This is a genomic window from Pseudomonas sp. Con_6 (assembly GCF_059379395.1).
Genome location: NZ_CM182011.1, coordinates 1,154,221 through 1,170,284, shown reverse-complemented (window position 1 = coordinate 1,170,284; position 16,064 = coordinate 1,154,221). Strand labels below are relative to the sequence as shown.

General features: G+C 65.5%; 13 protein-coding genes. 7 read left to right on the top strand and 6 right to left on the bottom strand.

Annotated features, from left to right (window positions below; genetic code table 11):
* Nucleotides 1-27: 27 nt before the first annotated feature.
* Nucleotides 28-1,479 (top strand): mannose-1-phosphate guanylyltransferase/mannose-6-phosphate isomerase, encoded by a 1,452-nt coding sequence (locus AC5QPF_RS05365; protein WP_494962328.1) that lies wholly within the window; start codon nucleotides 28-30, stop codon nucleotides 1,477-1,479.
* Nucleotides 1,480-1,527: 48 nt separating this feature from the next.
* Here AC5QPF_RS05365 and AC5QPF_RS05360 read toward each other — a convergent pair whose 3' ends face one another.
* Entirely contained in the window at nucleotides 1,528-4,410 is a 2,883-nt protein-coding gene (locus tag AC5QPF_RS05360) for an RHS repeat-associated core domain-containing protein (RefSeq protein WP_494962327.1), read from the bottom strand.
* Here AC5QPF_RS05360 and AC5QPF_RS05355 point away from each other — a divergent pair, their 5' ends adjacent.
* From AC5QPF_RS05355 to AC5QPF_RS05340, 4 genes are all read left to right on the top strand, one after another.
* Entirely contained in the window at nucleotides 4,411-4,875 is a 465-nt protein-coding gene (locus AC5QPF_RS05355; protein ID WP_494962326.1) for a multidrug transporter, read from the top strand.
* 77 nt (nucleotides 4,876-4,952) lie between these two features.
* Complete coding sequence (locus tag AC5QPF_RS05350) at nucleotides 4,953-5,300, top strand: hypothetical protein (RefSeq protein ID WP_494962325.1); 348 nt, start codon at nucleotides 4,953-4,955, stop codon at nucleotides 5,298-5,300.
* Nucleotide 5,301: 1 nt separating this feature from the next.
* A complete protein-coding gene (locus tag AC5QPF_RS05345) occupies nucleotides 5,302-8,094 on the top strand; it encodes an RHS repeat-associated core domain-containing protein (RefSeq protein ID WP_494962324.1) in 2,793 nt (930 codons plus the stop codon).
* A gap of 58 nt (nucleotides 8,095-8,152) precedes the next feature.
* Nucleotides 8,153-8,977, top strand: coding sequence for an SDR family oxidoreductase (locus AC5QPF_RS05340; protein ID WP_494962323.1), 825 nt, complete (start codon nucleotides 8,153-8,155; stop codon nucleotides 8,975-8,977).
* A gap of 105 nt (nucleotides 8,978-9,082) precedes the next feature.
* On the opposite strand, the gene AC5QPF_RS05335 is transcribed toward AC5QPF_RS05340, so the two are convergent.
* From AC5QPF_RS05335 to AC5QPF_RS05315, 5 genes are all read right to left on the bottom strand, one after another.
* Nucleotides 9,083-9,877 carry an SDR family oxidoreductase gene (locus AC5QPF_RS05335; protein WP_494962322.1) on the bottom strand — a complete coding sequence of 265 codons (795 nt, stop codon included), beginning with the start codon at nucleotides 9,875-9,877 and terminating at the stop codon, nucleotides 9,083-9,085.
* 62 nt (nucleotides 9,878-9,939) lie between these two features.
* Complete coding sequence (locus AC5QPF_RS05330; protein ID WP_494962321.1) at nucleotides 9,940-11,403, bottom strand: efflux transporter outer membrane subunit; 1,464 nt, start codon at nucleotides 11,401-11,403, stop codon at nucleotides 9,940-9,942.
* A complete protein-coding gene (locus AC5QPF_RS05325) occupies nucleotides 11,400-12,461 on the bottom strand; it encodes an HlyD family secretion protein (RefSeq protein ID WP_494962320.1) in 1,062 nt (353 codons plus the stop codon). Before AC5QPF_RS05325 ends, AC5QPF_RS05330 begins: the two co-directional genes overlap by 4 nt.
* A gap of 27 nt (nucleotides 12,462-12,488) precedes the next feature.
* The gene (locus AC5QPF_RS05320) at nucleotides 12,489-14,030 is read right to left on the bottom strand and encodes an MFS transporter (RefSeq protein WP_494962319.1); all 1,542 of its coding nucleotides are present in this window, start codon (nucleotides 14,028-14,030) and stop codon (nucleotides 12,489-12,491) included.
* 106 nt (nucleotides 14,031-14,136) lie between these two features.
* Entirely contained in the window at nucleotides 14,137-15,045 is a 909-nt protein-coding gene (locus AC5QPF_RS05315) for a LysR family transcriptional regulator (protein ID WP_330076171.1), read from the bottom strand.
* Between the two features lie 152 nt (nucleotides 15,046-15,197).
* Between AC5QPF_RS05315 and AC5QPF_RS05310 the strand changes: the two genes are divergently transcribed.
* Nucleotides 15,198-15,647 carry a universal stress protein gene (locus tag AC5QPF_RS05310; protein WP_494962318.1) on the top strand — a complete coding sequence of 150 codons (450 nt, stop codon included), beginning with the start codon at nucleotides 15,198-15,200 and terminating at the stop codon, nucleotides 15,645-15,647.
* A 98-nt stretch (nucleotides 15,648-15,745) separates the two neighbouring features.
* Nucleotides 15,746-16,045 (top strand): DUF3509 domain-containing protein, encoded by a 300-nt coding sequence (locus tag AC5QPF_RS05305; RefSeq protein WP_494962317.1) that lies wholly within the window; start codon nucleotides 15,746-15,748, stop codon nucleotides 16,043-16,045.
* Nucleotides 16,046-16,064: the final 19 nt, after the last annotated feature.

Genomic DNA, 16,064 nt, shown 5'->3' with positions numbered 1-16,064 from the left:
TTACCTACAGTTATTTGGAGAACGATCATGATTCCAGTCATCCTGTCCGGTGGTAACGGTTCCCGTCTGTGGCCACTGTCGCGCAAGCAATTCCCCAAGCAGTTCCTCGCCCTCACCGGTGAGCACACGCTGTTCCAGCAGACCCTGTCGCGCCTGGTGTTCGACGGCATGGACACCCCCATCGTGGTGTGCAACAAGGACCACCGCTTCATCGTCAACGAGCAGTTGAGCACCCTGAAGCTGGAGACCCAGGCGATCCTGATGGAGCCCTTCGGCCGCAACACCGCGCCGGCGGTGGCCCTGAGCGCCATGAAGCTGGTCAACGAAGGCCGCGACGAGCTGATGCTGGTGCTGCCGGCCGACCACGTGATCGACGACCAGAAAGCCCTGCAACGCGCCCTGGCCCTGGCCACCATCGCCGCCGAGCGCGGCGAGATGGTGCTGTTCGGCATCCCGGCGACCAAGCCGGAAACCGGCTACGGCTACATCCGTTCCAGCCAGGACGCGCTGCTGCCCGAGGGCGTCAGCCGGGTCGCCCAGTTCGTCGAGAAGCCCGATGAAAAACGTGCCCGCGAGTTCGTCCAGGCCGGCGGGTATTTCTGGAACAGCGGCATGTTCCTGTTCCGCGCCAGCCGTTTCCTCGAAGAACTGAAGAAGCACGACCCGGACATCTACGACACCTGCTTGCTGACCCTGGAGCGCAGCCAGGAAGACGGCGACAGCCTGAGCATCGACGAAGCCACCTTCGCCTGCTGCCCGGACAACTCCATCGACTACGCGGTGATGGAAAAGACCCAGCGCGCCTGCGTGGTGCCGCTGTCCGCAGGCTGGAGCGATGTCGGTTGCTGGTCGTCGCTGTGGGACGTGCATCCCAAGGATGACAACGGCAACGTCACCAAGGGCGACGTGGTGGTGCAAGACAGCCACAACTGCATGATCCACGGCAACGGCAAGCTCGTCTCGGTGATCGGCCTTGAGAACATCGTCGTGGTCGAGACCAAGGACGCCATGATGATCGCCCACAAGGACAAGGTTCAGGGGGTCAAGCAACTGGTCAACACCCTCGACGCCCAGGGCCGCAGCGAGACCCAGAACCACTGCGAGGTGTACCGACCGTGGGGCTCCTATGACTCGGTGGACATGGGCGGACGCTTCCAGGTCAAGCACATCACGGTCAAGCCCGGCGCCAGCCTGTCGCTGCAGATGCACCACCACCGTGCCGAGCACTGGATCGTGGTCTCCGGCACCGCCGAAGTGACCTGTGACGAGAACGTGTTCCTGCTCACCGAGAACCAGTCCACCTACATCCCGATCGCCTCGATCCACCGCCTGCGCAACCCGGGCAAGATCCCGCTGGAGATCATCGAGGTGCAGTCCGGCAGCTACCTGGGCGAGGACGATATCGAGCGCTTCGAGGATATCTACGGGCGCTCGACGCCGATCGAGCGTGGCGTGTCGATCAAGACCATCGCGCAGTAAGACGCTGAACCACCTCACCAGCTCCGCGACGGGCTGGTGAGGTAGTTCTTATGCCACCTTTTTACCCAGGACTTTGCTCAACAGGCCGCGTTTCTGGCCAAACTTCAAGTCACCCCGGTCGATACCTTTCTGCACCGCCTTCCTCGTGTCATTGATTCGTGCCATGAACGCCTTGGCCTCGCCTTTGCCAATCTTCGGCATGTCGCCCCCCAGGACGCTCTTCCACTCGGCAGGCCCGATAGCCTTGAACCGCTCCCAACTGCGCTGATCGAATACGCTGGCCAGATCAACGGTGGACAGATTGTAGACCCCATTGTCACGGGTACTGAACGCGGCCTCATGGTCAATCAGTTGCACATCACCCGACTCGTCCCATAGCTGGTTCCCCGAGTTATCGTCGAACTCGTTGATCAGGAAGTAGAACAGCTTGTCCCGAGCCGAGAGCTTGCGCTCGCTGTGCCCGGCGCCCTTGATATTCGGCACCATTTGCTGAACCAGCGACTTGGCCCTGGCCTTGGCCGGGGGCACCACATGAAAGCCCAGCACCTCGCTGACCCTGTAGGCCAGCTCCTCGCGTTGAGCGCGCTCGGGGGAGTGCATTTTCTTGACGACGAAGTCGACGCCTTCAACTGTCGACGATGCCTTGTAAAGACTGTTGTTCAGACGGTTATCGAAAAGCGTCATGGATTGAAAATCGATTGTCGGAATCAGCGAAACGACCCAATCGTTGATAACCGAAATATCGTTCGAAGCTTCCCTTCGAGCGCTTGCCTGGGCTGCCATGAAGCGCCCTTCGCTGGCTTTGGCCCGGACCTCGCTGGACTCGATGGCCGCAAATGGAAAAGCATTGTGTCCCTGGATATCAACCCATCCCATCGGCGAGTTCCGCACAAAACGGTACAGGTTCAAACCATCCACCGCTCCCGCCGGGTCAGGACTCAACCAGCGCTGCCAGTCCGTGCGGCAATACCGTGCACCATAGTAGTAGAGTCCGGTCGCATCGCGTTCCTTTCCCGAGTAACGAACGCTCTTGTAGCTCGCCTCAACCCCACTGCGAGCGGCCCACCATGCCGTGCTGCCGAAGGGATGAAACACCTCGTGGCTGATCAGCGCCGCCTCACCATCGAGTTCCAGGCAACTGGAGCCGAGATGATCGCCAAGGGCGTAGCGCACCTGATCCTGTGCCACCTCATCGGGACGTCCTGCCAGCCAGTGCAGGATCCGCACGCTACAGGTGCCACTCTGCAGGACGATCACCTCGAAACGCTCGCCGGTGGCGCTGTCGCTGTGCTGGTCCAGTCCGGGCAGATAGCGGGTTTCGCGGCTGTGAGTCCGGTTCGCCCCCTGCCTCGACGCCAGCTTGCGCACACGCTGGCCCGCAGCATCGTAGATATAGCGTTCCCAATCATCAGCCGCGCCCTCCCGGATCACGGGCCGGACTTCCCGCAACTCATTGCGCGGGTTCCACAACAGGTCCTGACCGGGTTGCAGGCGCAGCAGATTGCCGTTGGCATCGAAGCCTTTCTCGAAGTCTTCATTCGCCGGCAGGCAGCGATTGGAATGCCTTGCCGCGACCAGCGTGCGACCGTGGGTCTGGGCGCCGGCATGCACCAGCTTGAGGAGGTTGCCCCCGGCATCGTATTCATAGCTTTGCCGGTAATTGCTCACCGCTCCGGGATCAAGTAGCGAACCCGGTCCCTGGCTGGCCGCACCGGCTTCCCAGCCTTTCGCCTCGATCAATTGATAAAGGCTGTCGTAGCCGTACTCGCAACGCGGTTCGACCTGCTGGTTGGCGAAATAGCGCACCGGCATGGCCCGGTCTTCGATGGACAACACATTGCCCGCCGGGTCGTAGTCGTAGTGCAGGTCCTGCAGCGGGTCGCCGTTGCTACGCCGGGCAGCAAGGTGCAACAGGCGGCCGTCTTCCTCGCGATAACGACGCTGCAGGCGCAGGCCATTGCCCAGGGTTTCCTCTTCCATCTGGCCGAGGGCGTTGTAGCGGGCAGCCGCCAGCAGCAAGTGGTGACTACCGTCCTTGAGCTGCACCTGCACTTTGTGCAGCTCACCGGCCAGGGTCAGGCCGAGCGACTGCCGATTGCCGCTGGCATCGGTCTGCTCCAGCACCTCGCCGAGCGGGCCATGGCAGTAGAGAACCGCCGCAGCATCAGGCTCAAGCAACAGGTCACGCTCCGCGATCGGCACCGGCCAGTCCGGCGATTGCGCGTCGCGGCTGAAACGGCGGTCCTCGGCACGGACTTCACCATTCAGTGCGTAACCCCGAAATTCCCGGGTTCCCGCCGTGTCGTCGTGGCGCAACAGGCGCCCGCAGGCATTCTGCGCAGCGTGCTCAAGGGCCGCATCGGCGTAGCCAAAACGCTCGCGACAGGCGCGCGGTTGGCCGTTGGCCTGCTCATGCAGGGCAACGGGCCGCAGCATCGCGTCGTAGTCGAACTCGCGGCAAATGCCCCTGCCATCCTCGGCCCGCACCACCTGTCCCGCCTCGCCGAACAGGCTGCAAACACTTCCCGAGTCCACGCTCTCGCGCCACACGACCCGGCCCGACAGGGAATGCACCTGGCTCAGGTTGGCGGGAGTAGCGGCCTCCTGTTCATGCAGCATCCACAGGCGCGGATCGCGGCACGCCTGCAGGCGTCCAGCGGTATCGTACTGGTTGCCTTGAATGCGCGACTGCAGCGGATCGGCGGACGCACGACGACAGTAATTCACCTCGCGCAGCGCCAGCCCCCGAGCATCGCGAACCGCCAGGACAGGCGTCAATGCATGGACGGCGAGGGACATGCCGGGAATCCTTGCGCTGGTCTTCGATCGCTGCAGCATAACCGCAAACCCGCGCCGCCACAGCTGGCAGAAATGACAGGTCCCCCACCGAGCCGCTAGGATCAGGGAATCGTTTTCCCGGGGACCACGCACATGATCATCGGCATCCTGCTCATCCTCACCTGGCTGGTCCTGCTCCTGCGCTACCCGGCCAAGGCCCTGCCGGTGTCGCTGGCGGCGCTGCTCGGGCTGGTCATGGTCGGGGCCTGGGTGGTCTGGCTGGACAACCGCGAGGCACGCCAGTTGGCGCGCCTGGAGTTGCGCCTGGACTACGTGCCGCAGGAATGCCCTGCCGGACGCCCGCTACGGGTGCGGATGAACAACGGCAACGACGTGCCACTGGTGGAACTGCGCTGGCGCGTCGCCGCCTATGCCCCCGGCGATACCGTCAACCTGGCCGAGAACACCTACGCCGCACCACGCTACCGCGGCCCCGGCGAACTCCAGGCCGGCGCCGACTGGAGCGACTGCCTGCCGCTGCCGCCACTACGCCCTGGCTACCGTCCGCAAACCCTGGAGTTTCGTGCCGAACATCTACAGGGCAGTTTCGCCGACTAGCATTTTTGTCAGTTTCGACAAATACCGCCCAGGTGTTGAATAGCGTTCATGCACAGCCTGCCGCAAAGGAAGGACCCATGGACGTAAGACACCTCGATACCGTCGATTCCGTGGAAACCCTGCTGACCACCGATGAGCGCGGCAAGCCCGGCCTGATGCTGGTCGGCTGCTCCAGCGCACCGCATCCCTCGAGCCTGTTCACCCATGTCCGGCACCTGGCAGCCAGGCTGCCCCAGTTCGTTTTCTACGAACTCGACCTCGACGATTACCGGACCCCAGCCGACGCCAAGGCCCTCAAACGCCTGTTGCAGGATTGGCAGATCGACGCCCCGGCACAGGTGCTGCTGCCGAGTAACCACCTGCCCACGACCCTGCACGTCACGCGTTGCGAGGAGATCGACAGGGCGCTGAAGCGGTTGTATTGACTTGCGCACTGCCGCGTCGCCTCACAGCCACACGCCGACCCTCGCCGTGGTCGAGCCTCGCGGCCTGCCGCTGCGCACGGTCGGTTACTGCCGGGCGAGCAGCGAGCAGATGCCGCAAGCACGCATCGAACGCCATCAGCACACTGCCGCCGGTCACCACCAGGCCAGTTGGGACCCGCGCCTGTGGGCCCAGGGCAGCACAGCCAACCTGCAGCAGGTGCACGGCCTGTCGGGCCAGGTGCTGTTCAGCGACAGCGTGGATGCCGGCTGGAGCCTGCGACTGCCGGCAGAAACCAGCCTGCCCGTGCTGACCTGGGACAGCCGCGGCACCCGCCGGCACCTGCGCCATGACGACCTGCTGCGCCCCCTGGAAACAGGTGAAACCGCAGCCCAAGGCAGCGAACACATCAGCGAGCGCTTCGCCTATGCCGGTGCCGATCCCGAGTTCGCTGCCCGCAACCAGTGTGGCCGCCTGCTGCGCCACGACGACCCCGGCGGCACCCTGCATCTGCACGGCTACTCGCTGGGCGGTGCGCTCAGCCGGCAGACCCGGCATTTCCTCCAGGCACTCGATCCGGTGGACTGGCCAGTTGCAGTTGCCGAGCGCGATGCGTTACTGGAAGACGGCGAAGGCTTCACCACCGCCGAGCAGCACGACGCAACCGGCCAGTTGATCTCGCGCACCGATGCGCGGGGCAACCAGACACTCTTCGGCCACACCCTCGGCGCCCGACCCGGGCCGATAGCCCTGCGCCTGGCCGGAAGCAGCACGCCCACGCAACTGCTCAGCCATGTCATCTACGACGCCTGGGGGCAGGTCGAGCAGCAGACCGCCGGCAATGGCGTGCTCAGCCGCTACACCCGCGACCCGGCCAATGGCCGCTTGCTGCGCCTGCAGCACGGCGTTCCGGGGCAGCCGGCGTTGCAAGACCTGCACTACCAGCATGACCCCTGTGGCAACCTGGTCGAGCTGGTCGACGAGGCCATGCCCGTCCGTCACTTCGCCAACCAGCGTGTCGAACCGCGCTGCACCTACCGCTACGACAGCCTCTACCAACTGGTCGAAGCCAGCGGCCATGAACTGGCCGACGCCCTCCCCGGCCCAGATCTGCCGCCGCTGCAACCGCTGCCCGCCGACCCGGCGCGACAAAGCAACTACCGCCAGCACTACGACTATGATGCCGCGGGCAACCTGTTGCTCCTGCGCCATGTCGGCAGCCACGGTTACACCCGCAAGATGCAGGTCGCCCCCGGGAGCAATCGCGCTTTACCGCTGGACACCCGGCGCAATGACGTCGACAACGCGTTCGATGGGGCGGGCAACCTGCTCAGGCTGCTCCCCGGCCAGGAACTGCACTGGAACCTGCGCCAGCAACTCGAACGCATCAGCCTGGTGGTTCGCCAGCTCGCGCCGCACGACCAGGAGCGCTATGTCTACGACAGCGCCGGCCAGCGTCTGCGCAAGGTGCACCAGCATCTGGTCGCGGCACGCAGCCTGCAGGCCGAAGTGCGCTACCTGCCTGGCCTGGAACTGCGCTGCGACGAGGCGAGCAGCGAACGCCTGCAAGTCATGCTCTGCGGGGTGGCGCAGGTGCTGCACTGGGAGCAGGGGCTGCCGGAGCGGATCGACAACGATCAGCAGCGCTACCCGCTGCGCGATCACCTGGGCTCGCACAGCCTGGAAGTCGACGCGCACGCCGTCCTGCTCAGCCAGGAAATCCACTATCCCTTCGGCGGCACAGCCTGGTGGGCGGCGGCGAGCAGCAACCAGGCGCGCTGCAAGTGGCGCCGCTACGCCGGCAAGGAACGCGATGCCAGTGGCCTCTACTACTATGGCCTGCGTTACTACGCGCCGTGGCTGCAACGCTGGATCAATCCCGATCCTGCCGGCAGCGCCGACGGTCTCAACCGCTACCAAATGGTCGGCAACAGCCCGCTCGGCTTCGGCGATCGCCAGGGCACGGTGAAGATTCCGCTGGATATCCTGCTGGTGGATGTCCTCGATCCGGCCAGTGAGTCGATCGGCAGCGGCTGGTACGAGGAACTGCTGTGGGACACTGGCAGCCAGGGCTTCGTACCTTCGCGCAACGTCTATACCCGAGGCATGGACCCGCTGCGCAGCGAACCGGCGCAATGGTCACTGTCCGACGAAGGCAGCGCGGTAGCCTTGTTCCGCGCCAGCGATAACGCGCTGCGGCTGTTCACCAACACCTACCACCAGCACATGGGCATCCAGCCCGGCATGGGCCTGCCGCTGTTCGCCGGACTGATCCAGCGCGGCAACAATGGGCAGATCCTCTTCAGCAATCACTCGGGGCATTACAAGCCACCGGCAGCGGTCGGAGAGGTGAACACCCTGTTGGAAGAGCTTGCACCCGGCGCCAGCAACCTGAGCTACGTGCCGGTTGCCGAATCCACCGGGTTCGCCAGCCAGGCACGACTGGTCGGCGTGAACGGCCCCGAACAGTACGCCGACCTGGTCAGCCGCTTGCGCACCGACAAGACGAAGCTGATCGGCTACCTGAAGGAGCAAGGGCTTTGGGATAGCGCCCGCCAGGAGCACCAGGACAACCCCGTGCTCAACGTGCTCTTCGCCATGGCGGACGAGGGCTTGAGTCTCGATGAGGTCCATCGGCGTCGCGCCGAACAGGCAACGGCAGCGGCAACCCCGGTCCGGCGGCAGACGTCCCGGCCGCCGCGCGCTGCCCAGCCATTACCGGTACCCCAGCGCGCGGTGATACCGCGCAAGCCAGGCGGACTCCTCAACCTGTTTCGCAAATGCGCGGGACGTTGAAGGTCGGAGAATCCGGGCTATGATCGCAGCTTCCCCCAGCATTCGAAGGACTGCGTTCATGCCTGTCGCCCTGATCACCGGATGTTCCAGCGGCATTGGCCGCGCCCTGGCCGACACCTTTCGTGACGCCGGCTACACCGTGTGGGCCACCGCACGTCGCGCCGAGGATGTGGTACAGCTGGAGGCCGCGGGTTTTCGCACCTGGAAGCTGGACGTCAATGACGGGCATGCGCTGCTGCTACTGGCCGACGCCATCGAACGCGAGCATGGCGGCCTCGACGTGTTGATCAACAATGCCGGCTACGGCGCCATGGGACCGCTGCTGGATGGCGGAGTCGAGGCGCTGCGCCAGCAGTTCGAGACCAATGTCTTCGCCGTGGTCGGCGTGACACGGGCGCTGTTCGGCGCGCTGCGTCGCAGCCGGGGGGTGGTGGTGAACATCGGCAGTGTATCCGGGGTGCTGGTGACGCCATTCGCCGGGGCCTATTGCGCGTCGAAGGCGGCGGTGCATGCCCTGAGCGACGCCCTGCGTCTGGAACTGGCGCCGTTCGGCGTGCGGGTGATGGAAGTGCAGCCGGGGGCGATCCAGTCGAGTTTCGCCAGCAATGCCGGGCATCAGGCGGAACAGTTACTGAAGCCTGATTCGCCGTGGTGGCCGCTGCGAGAGAACATCCGGGCGCGGGCGCGGGCGTCGCAGGACAGGCCGACACCGGCCAGCGAGTTTGCCCGAGGAGTATTGCAGGCGGTGGGCAAGTCGCCGGTGCCGGGGTTGGTCAGGTTGGGCAATGGCAGCCGGGCGCTGCCGCTGTTGGCCAACTGGTTGCCGAGCGGGTTGCTGCAGAAGGTGTTGAAGAAGAAATTCGGGCTGGACCGGCAACTGTAGTGGTCTCTCGGGCCTCATCGCGGGCAACGCCCGCTCCCACAAGTATCGGCGGTGCACAAGATACCTGTGGGAGCGGGCGTTGCCCGCGATGAGGCCCTACAGGATTCACGCGATCGACCGCACCACCCCACCATCCACTCGCATCGCCGCCCCGGTGGTCGCACTGGCCTGGCGCGAGGCCAGGTACACCACCAGGTTGGCCACCTCCTCCACCGTCGCCAGGCGCTGGATGATCGAGCTGGGGCGGTGTTCGGCAATGAAGCTGGCTTCCAGTTCCGTCGTCGACACGCCCTGGGCCTTGGCCATCTCGCCGAAGAAATCCCCCACCCCTTCAGAGCGGGTCGGCCCCGGTAGCACGGCGTTCACCGTCACCCCGGTACCGGCCAGGGTTTCCGCCAGACCACGGGACACCGCAAGCAGCGCGGTCTTGGTGGTGCCGTAATGAATCATCTCGGTGGGGATCTGCAACGCCGACTCGCTGGAAAGGAACAGCACCCGTCCCCAGTCGCGCTCCTTCATACCCTGCGCGTAATGCCGCGACAGGCGCACCGCGCTCAGCACGTTGACGTCGAAGAAGCGCTGCCATTCCTCGTCGCTGATCTCGAAGAAGCCCTTGGGCTCGAAGATCCCCAGGTTGTTGACCAGGATGTCGGTTTGCGGCACCTGCTCGAACAACTGGCGGGCACCTTCGGCGGTGCCGAGGTCGGCGGCAACACCGATAAGCCGCGCTGCCGGCACGCGCTCGCGAACCTGCGTGAACGCCTGGTTGACCCGCGCCTGGGTGCGCCCGTTGAGCACCACCTCGGCCCCCGCCTCGGCCAGGCCGATGGCGATGGCCAGACCGATACCGGCGGTGGAACCACTGACGATGGCGCGTTTGCCGTTCAGGGAAATGTGCATGAAGAGGTCTCCTGGGAGAATGCAGTTCAAAAGAGCGACTCGGTCACTGTGGGAGCTGCGGTTCAGTGGTGCTTGGCCAGTTGCGCTGTGTCAGCAAGGTCGAAGGCTTGCCAGCCCCCGCCCAGTGCCTTGTACAACCCCACCAGCGCCTGGGATACCGCCGCCGAGCTGTCGATCCACTGTTCCTCGCTTGCCAGCAGCGCAGCCTGCACGCTGAGCACGTTGAGGAAGTCCACCGCACCTTCGACGTATTGGCGCTGCGCGGTCTCCAGGGCGATGCGGTTCTGCTGCACGGCCTCGGCCAGGTGGTCACGACGCAACTGACTGGCGTTGTACAGGCGTAGCACATCATCGATTTCATGCCAGGCGCGCAGCACCACCTGGCGATAATTCATCGCCGCTTCCTGCTGCTGGGCCTCGCGCAGTTCGAGCACGCCACTCAGGCGCCCTCCCTCGAAGATCGGCAGCGACACCTGTGGACCAATGGCGAAACGACGGGAATCCCAAGCGCCGAAATCGCTGAGCTGCATGGCCTGGAAACCGAAGTTGCCGGACAGGCGGATGCTCGGATAGAAGTCGGCCTTGGCCACGCCGATGCTGGCCGTGGCGGCATGCAGGCGCGCCTCGGCCTGGCGGATATCCGGACGCCGTTCGGCCAGCTCCGACGGCAGGCCAATGGCGAAGCGCTGTTGCGGCGCCGGCAGGTCGGCGCTCGGCAACAGTTTCGCCTGCAAGCTGCGCGGCGGCTCAGCAGCGAGCAGGCTCAAAGCGTTGATCAGATCGGCCTCACGCGCCTCGAGCGTTGGCAGGCGCGCCTCGATCGAGGCCACTTGGGCACTGGCCTGGGCCACGTCGAGGCGGGTAGCGACTCCTTGGGCCTGGCGGTCGTTGGAGAGCTTCAGGCTGTGCTGCGCGACCTTGAGGTTGTCGCGGGTCACCGCCAGGGTGTGCTGCACCGCGCGCAACTGGATGTAGTCGCCAGCGGTTTCCGCCAGCAGCGCGAGCACCACGCCGCGACGGTCGTTCTCGGCCACTTCGACGCTGGCGTCGGCGGCCTCCACCTGACGCCGCACCCGGCCCCAGAGGTCCAGCTCCCAGCCAGCGACCAGATCGCCCTGCCACAGGTTGTACGCCGCCTTGCCGCTCTTGCCCGACGGGTCGCTGAGGCCGTCGGCGCTGTTGCGCGCGCGGCTGTAGCCGGCGTTCATATCCACCGACGGCGATTGCTCGGAGGCGATGCTGCTGCGCAGGGCGCGACTTTGCGCCAGCCGGGCACTGGCCATGCGCAGGTCGAGGTTGTTGTCGGCGACTCGCTGGATCAGGGCGCTGAGACGGGCGTCATGAAAACTCTCCCACCAGCGCAACTCCAGCGGCTCGGCCTGGGGCTGGCTCGGTGCGGCCTCGCCCTGCAGCGCGGCCCACTGTTGCGGCGCCTGGCTGTCGGGCCGCTGGAAGTCCGGGCCCAGGGTGCAGCCGGCCAGGACCAGGCCAAGCAGCAGCGGGCTCAGGCGAAACAGGCTGTTCATCGTGCGGTGACCTCCTTGCCGGCCAGGACATCGCCCCGGGTGTCGATGGTCGCTTCCACCGACATGCCCACGCGCAGGCGTTCGAGCAGCGGCTGGTCGGCGTCGAAGACGATCTTCACCGGGATGCGCTGGACCACCTTGGTGAAGTTGCCGGTGGCGTTGTCCGGCTTGACCGCGGCGAAGGTCACCCCGGTGGCCGGGGCGATGCTCTCGACATGACCGCGCAGGGTCTCGCCGGAGAAGGTGTCGACGCTGATGTTCACCGCTTGCCCGGGTTGCACGTGGGTCAACTGGGTTTCCTGGAAGTTGCCGACCACATAGGCACGGCTCAGCGGCACCACCGAGAGCAGCCGCGCGCCCGGGTTGACGTAGGCACCGACGCGCAGTGCACGCTCGCCGACCATGCCGTCCACCGGGGCGACGATGCGGGTGTAGGACAGGTCCAGGTTGGCCTTCTCCAGCCCCGCCTCGGCGCGCTTGAGCTGGCCGTCAGCGCTGGCGACCTGGGCTTGGAGGATATCCACCTGCTTGCGCGTCGCCAGCAGCGCGGCCTGGGCGTTGGACAGCCGCGCGCGAGCCTGATCGACGCCGCTGCGCGCCTGCTGGGCGTTCTGCACGGTACCGGCGCCCTGCTCGGCGAGACGGCTGTAGCGGGTCACTTCATGGTCGGCGAAGGCCGCTTCGGCCTGCGCCGCCTTCACCGCCGCCTCGGCCTGGGCGATCAGCGCGGCCTGGCGTTCCAGGGTGGCGCGGGCATCGGCGCTCTGCGCACGACCCACCAGCAACTGGGCCTGGGCCGCATCCAGCGCAGCCTGGTAGTCGCGGTCGTCGAGGGTGGCCAGCAACTGCCCGGCCTGCACTTGCTGGTTGTCTTCGACCAGCACTTGCTTGATGAATCCGGCCACCTTCGGCGCAACCACCGTGTAGTCGGCACTGACGTAGGCGTCGTTGGTGCTTTGCCGATGGTCGTTGCCGAGCAGGTGCGGGCCGGCGATGGCGGCGAGGACGGCAATGGCGAGGGCCGAGCCGATGAGGATGTTCTTGCGTGTGTTGGTCATCTTGGCAAGTCTCGAATTCTTCCGGGCTCAGGCCACCGCGCGCGGTGGGTAGACCCGGGTAGGCACGAAAGGAATCAGGCAGATCAGCGCCACGGCAATGCACGCCGTGACCAGGTAGAGGTCGGCCGAGGTCAGTACCAGGGCCTGTTCATGAATGCGCCGGGCCAGGCCGGCGGCGCTGTCGTCGATCAACGGCGCGTTGCCCAGGCTGTCGGCCAGGTGGGTGGAGTGGAAATGCCGACGCAGGGTGCCGAGGGCATCCAGCAGGCCGCTGGCGATCACGGCGGCAAGGCCCTTGACCGTGTTGAACCAGGCCGAGGCGAACGGGCCTTCCTGCGGGGTCATGCCGTTGGTGGACAGCATCAGCAGCGGCAGCACCGCCATCGGCTGGCCGAACACATGCAGCAGTTGCAGGACGTAGAAGTTGTCGCGGATCCACTCGGAGGTCAGCAAGGTGCCGCCGAAACAGGCCAGCGCCAACATGCCCAGACCGCAGGCCAGAACCCAACGGCAGTCCACCGCGCGGATGTTGCACAGCGCCGCCACCAGCGGCAGCGAGATGAGTTGCGGCATCGCCACCAGCAGCATCAGCGGGCTGGTCTGCGCCGGGCGATAGCCCTGGATCTGCGCCAGGTACGCCGACGGAATGCTGATTGCCGCCGAGAGCACGATCAGCACCCCGGCCAGGGTCACCAGCGCGAAGCTGAGGTTGCGTCGGCCGAGCATGCGCAACTGGAAAAAGGGCAGCGGCTCGGACCACTCGTTGAACATGAACAGCACCAGCAACACCAGGCCACCGCCGAGCAGCCAGCAGATCAGCGGCGAATCGAACCAGCCCCAGCGATCACCCAAGGTGAGGCCGAGTACCAACGAACTGATCGCCGGCAGGCCAAGCAGTACGCCGCGCCAGTCCAGCTGGCGGAAGCGCTCCAGGCGCAGCGGGTCCTGGGGCAGACCCCAGCCGACGCAGAACATCGCCAGCAGTGACGGCACGATGATCTGCCAGAACGACCACTGCCAGCCGACGTATTCAGTCCACAGGCCGGCCAGCGGTGTGCCAAGGTTGGGACCGAAGGTGGCGGTGAGGGCATAGCAGGCCAGGCCGTAGACCTTGATCCCCGGCGGCAAAAAACGCAGGGCCACGCTCATCAGCATCGGCGGCAGTGCGCCGGAGGCCAGGCCCTGCAGGATGCGCAGCAGCATCAGGCTGTGCAGGTCCGGGGCATAGGGCTGGACCAGCCCGAGTACGGCGAACAGGCCGATGGCGGACAGGGTGAAGCGGCGCAGGGAAAAGGTGGTCGCCAGCCACGGTGAAAAGGCCATGGCCGATACCGAGGCGGCGGCGTACACCGCCACCAGCCAGGCACCTTCGTCGGCGCCGATGCCCATGGCGCCGCGGATATCGGCCAGCGACACCTTGGTCACCATTTCGTTGAGCCCGGCGCACAATACCGCCAGCAACACACCGAACAACCCGACCACCACCCGCAGACCGAACGCCGGCTGCGCGGGGGCGGCTGCCGCAGGAACGGCAGCGGGCGCAGCAAGGGGCACGGACAGGGATGTCATCAGAAATCTCCAGCAACAAATTGACCTGGAGAAGTCTAAAAACCTTGAATGCTGACGAAAACTGACTTATTGGCAGCTTACTGTTGCACCAGACGCAATCGACCCGTCATGGATCGACTTCACAGCAGGTTTTCACAGTCTGGCGCAGCCAGCGGTGGGACGGATCGTTGTCGAAGCGTGGGTGCCACGCCTGCATCACCGTGACCCGCTCCATCGGCAACGGAATCTCGAAAGAGCGCAGCGGCAGGCCGAGGCGGCGCACGCTGTTGAGGATATTCGCCGGCATCGGCAGGATCAGGTCCGAGGCCGGCAACGAGAACATCGCCGAATAGAAGCTCGGCGTGACCAGTGCCACCCGCCGCTGCACCTTGTAGTTGGCCAGTTCGACATCGATCGGGCCATTGGCCCGGCCGCGCCGCGACACGCTGATCTGCGGATAGGCGGCGAAAGTCTCGGGGGTGATCTCACCATCGAAGATCGGATGGTCCTGTCGCGCCAGACCGATGAACACCGTGTTGAACAGGCTCTGTACCTTGATCTCAGGGCCAAGGTCGATGCTGGAACTGAGGACCAGGTCGGTGCGCCCGTCGCGCAGCACGGTGTCGTCGTCGCCGCCACCGCTTTCCGGCACGAAGCGCAGCACGATGCGCGGCGCCTGCTCATGCAGCAGGCTGAGCAGGCGGGCGCCATACAGGGCGATGAACAGGTCATTGGTGCGGATGTTGAAGGCGCGGTCGAGGCTGCTCAGGTCTACCTCGTCGCCGCCGCGAAACACCTGACCCGCCTGCTCCACCAGGGTCCGCACCTGCTCCTGCAGGGCCAGGGCCCGGGGTGTGGGCACCAGGCCGCGACCGGCGCGGACCAGGATCGGGTCGCCAAGGGCTTCACGGATGCGGCTAAGGGTCCGGCTCATCGCCGCCGGGCTCAGGTTCATACGCTGGGCAGCGCCGACCACGCTGCCTTCGTCGAGCAGGGCATCGAGGGCGACCAGAAGGTTCATGTCCGGGAGTGGCATGGCCGGGTTCCAGTTGGCAAATGATGGAAACGCGATCTTAGCAGCTCGGCGGATTGCGTCTGGCGCAACATTCCAGTGCATATCAGGCCATTTATCAGGGCACGGCGATGGGTCGAGAATGCCCTGTTCTCGTTGTCTTCCCAGGAGTTGCCATGTCCCGCCCGGTCCTCATCGCCATCGATGCCTCCCCGTCCTGCACTGCCCTGCTCGATCTGGTGCGCCGTTATTGCCGACCACGGGAGCACCAGTTGCATGTGCTGCTGGCGATCGACAGCAGCTTCGCCGTGCATGACCACACGGCGCCTTATACCCGTGGCGAGCTGACGGAGTACCCGGCGGCCTGCGACGAGCAGCAACAGGCCGAGCGTGCTGTGGCGGAGGCGGTGTGGGCGCTGCGCGACAGCGGTTTCGAGGATTGCATGGGGGGCATGGTGGCCAAGGAGCCGGTGGAGGCAATCGTCGACAAGGCGCGGGAGCTGGAGTGCGAGTTGATCGTGATGGGGCACCGGCATCTGTCGCGGTTGGGGCGGATGCTGGATCCGTCGATCAGCTCGAAGGTGATCGATCAGGTGGGGTGTCCGGTGCTGGTGGGCGCCGCCTGACCGCCCGTCGATGATCAGGCCCGCACCTTGCTATGGATCTGAACTACCTCCTTCTCCACCCAGTCAATCGATGACTGTCATTGCAAGGTGTACGCGTCATGCACAATCCCTTTCAGCAGATCAGCGCCGCGTTCTCGGCGCAGTACCGGGTCAACCTGAGCATCGAGCGTCTCGACGGCAGCATCATGCTGACCCTGTCCGATGACGATGGCGCCATCGTCGCCAAACGCCTGATCAGCCCGGCCCAGCGCAATGATCCGAAACGCCTGGAGCGGTTGATCGACAGCGTCTGGTTCGGCATCGCCATCGAGCGGGGACACAGTGCGATGGAGGTGCTGGCGGCGATGACCGAGCGGAGTTCAAGCGCCAGCCGCTGGAGCAGCAGCGCTCATCGCTAAGCGCCCGCTCCCACAGGTT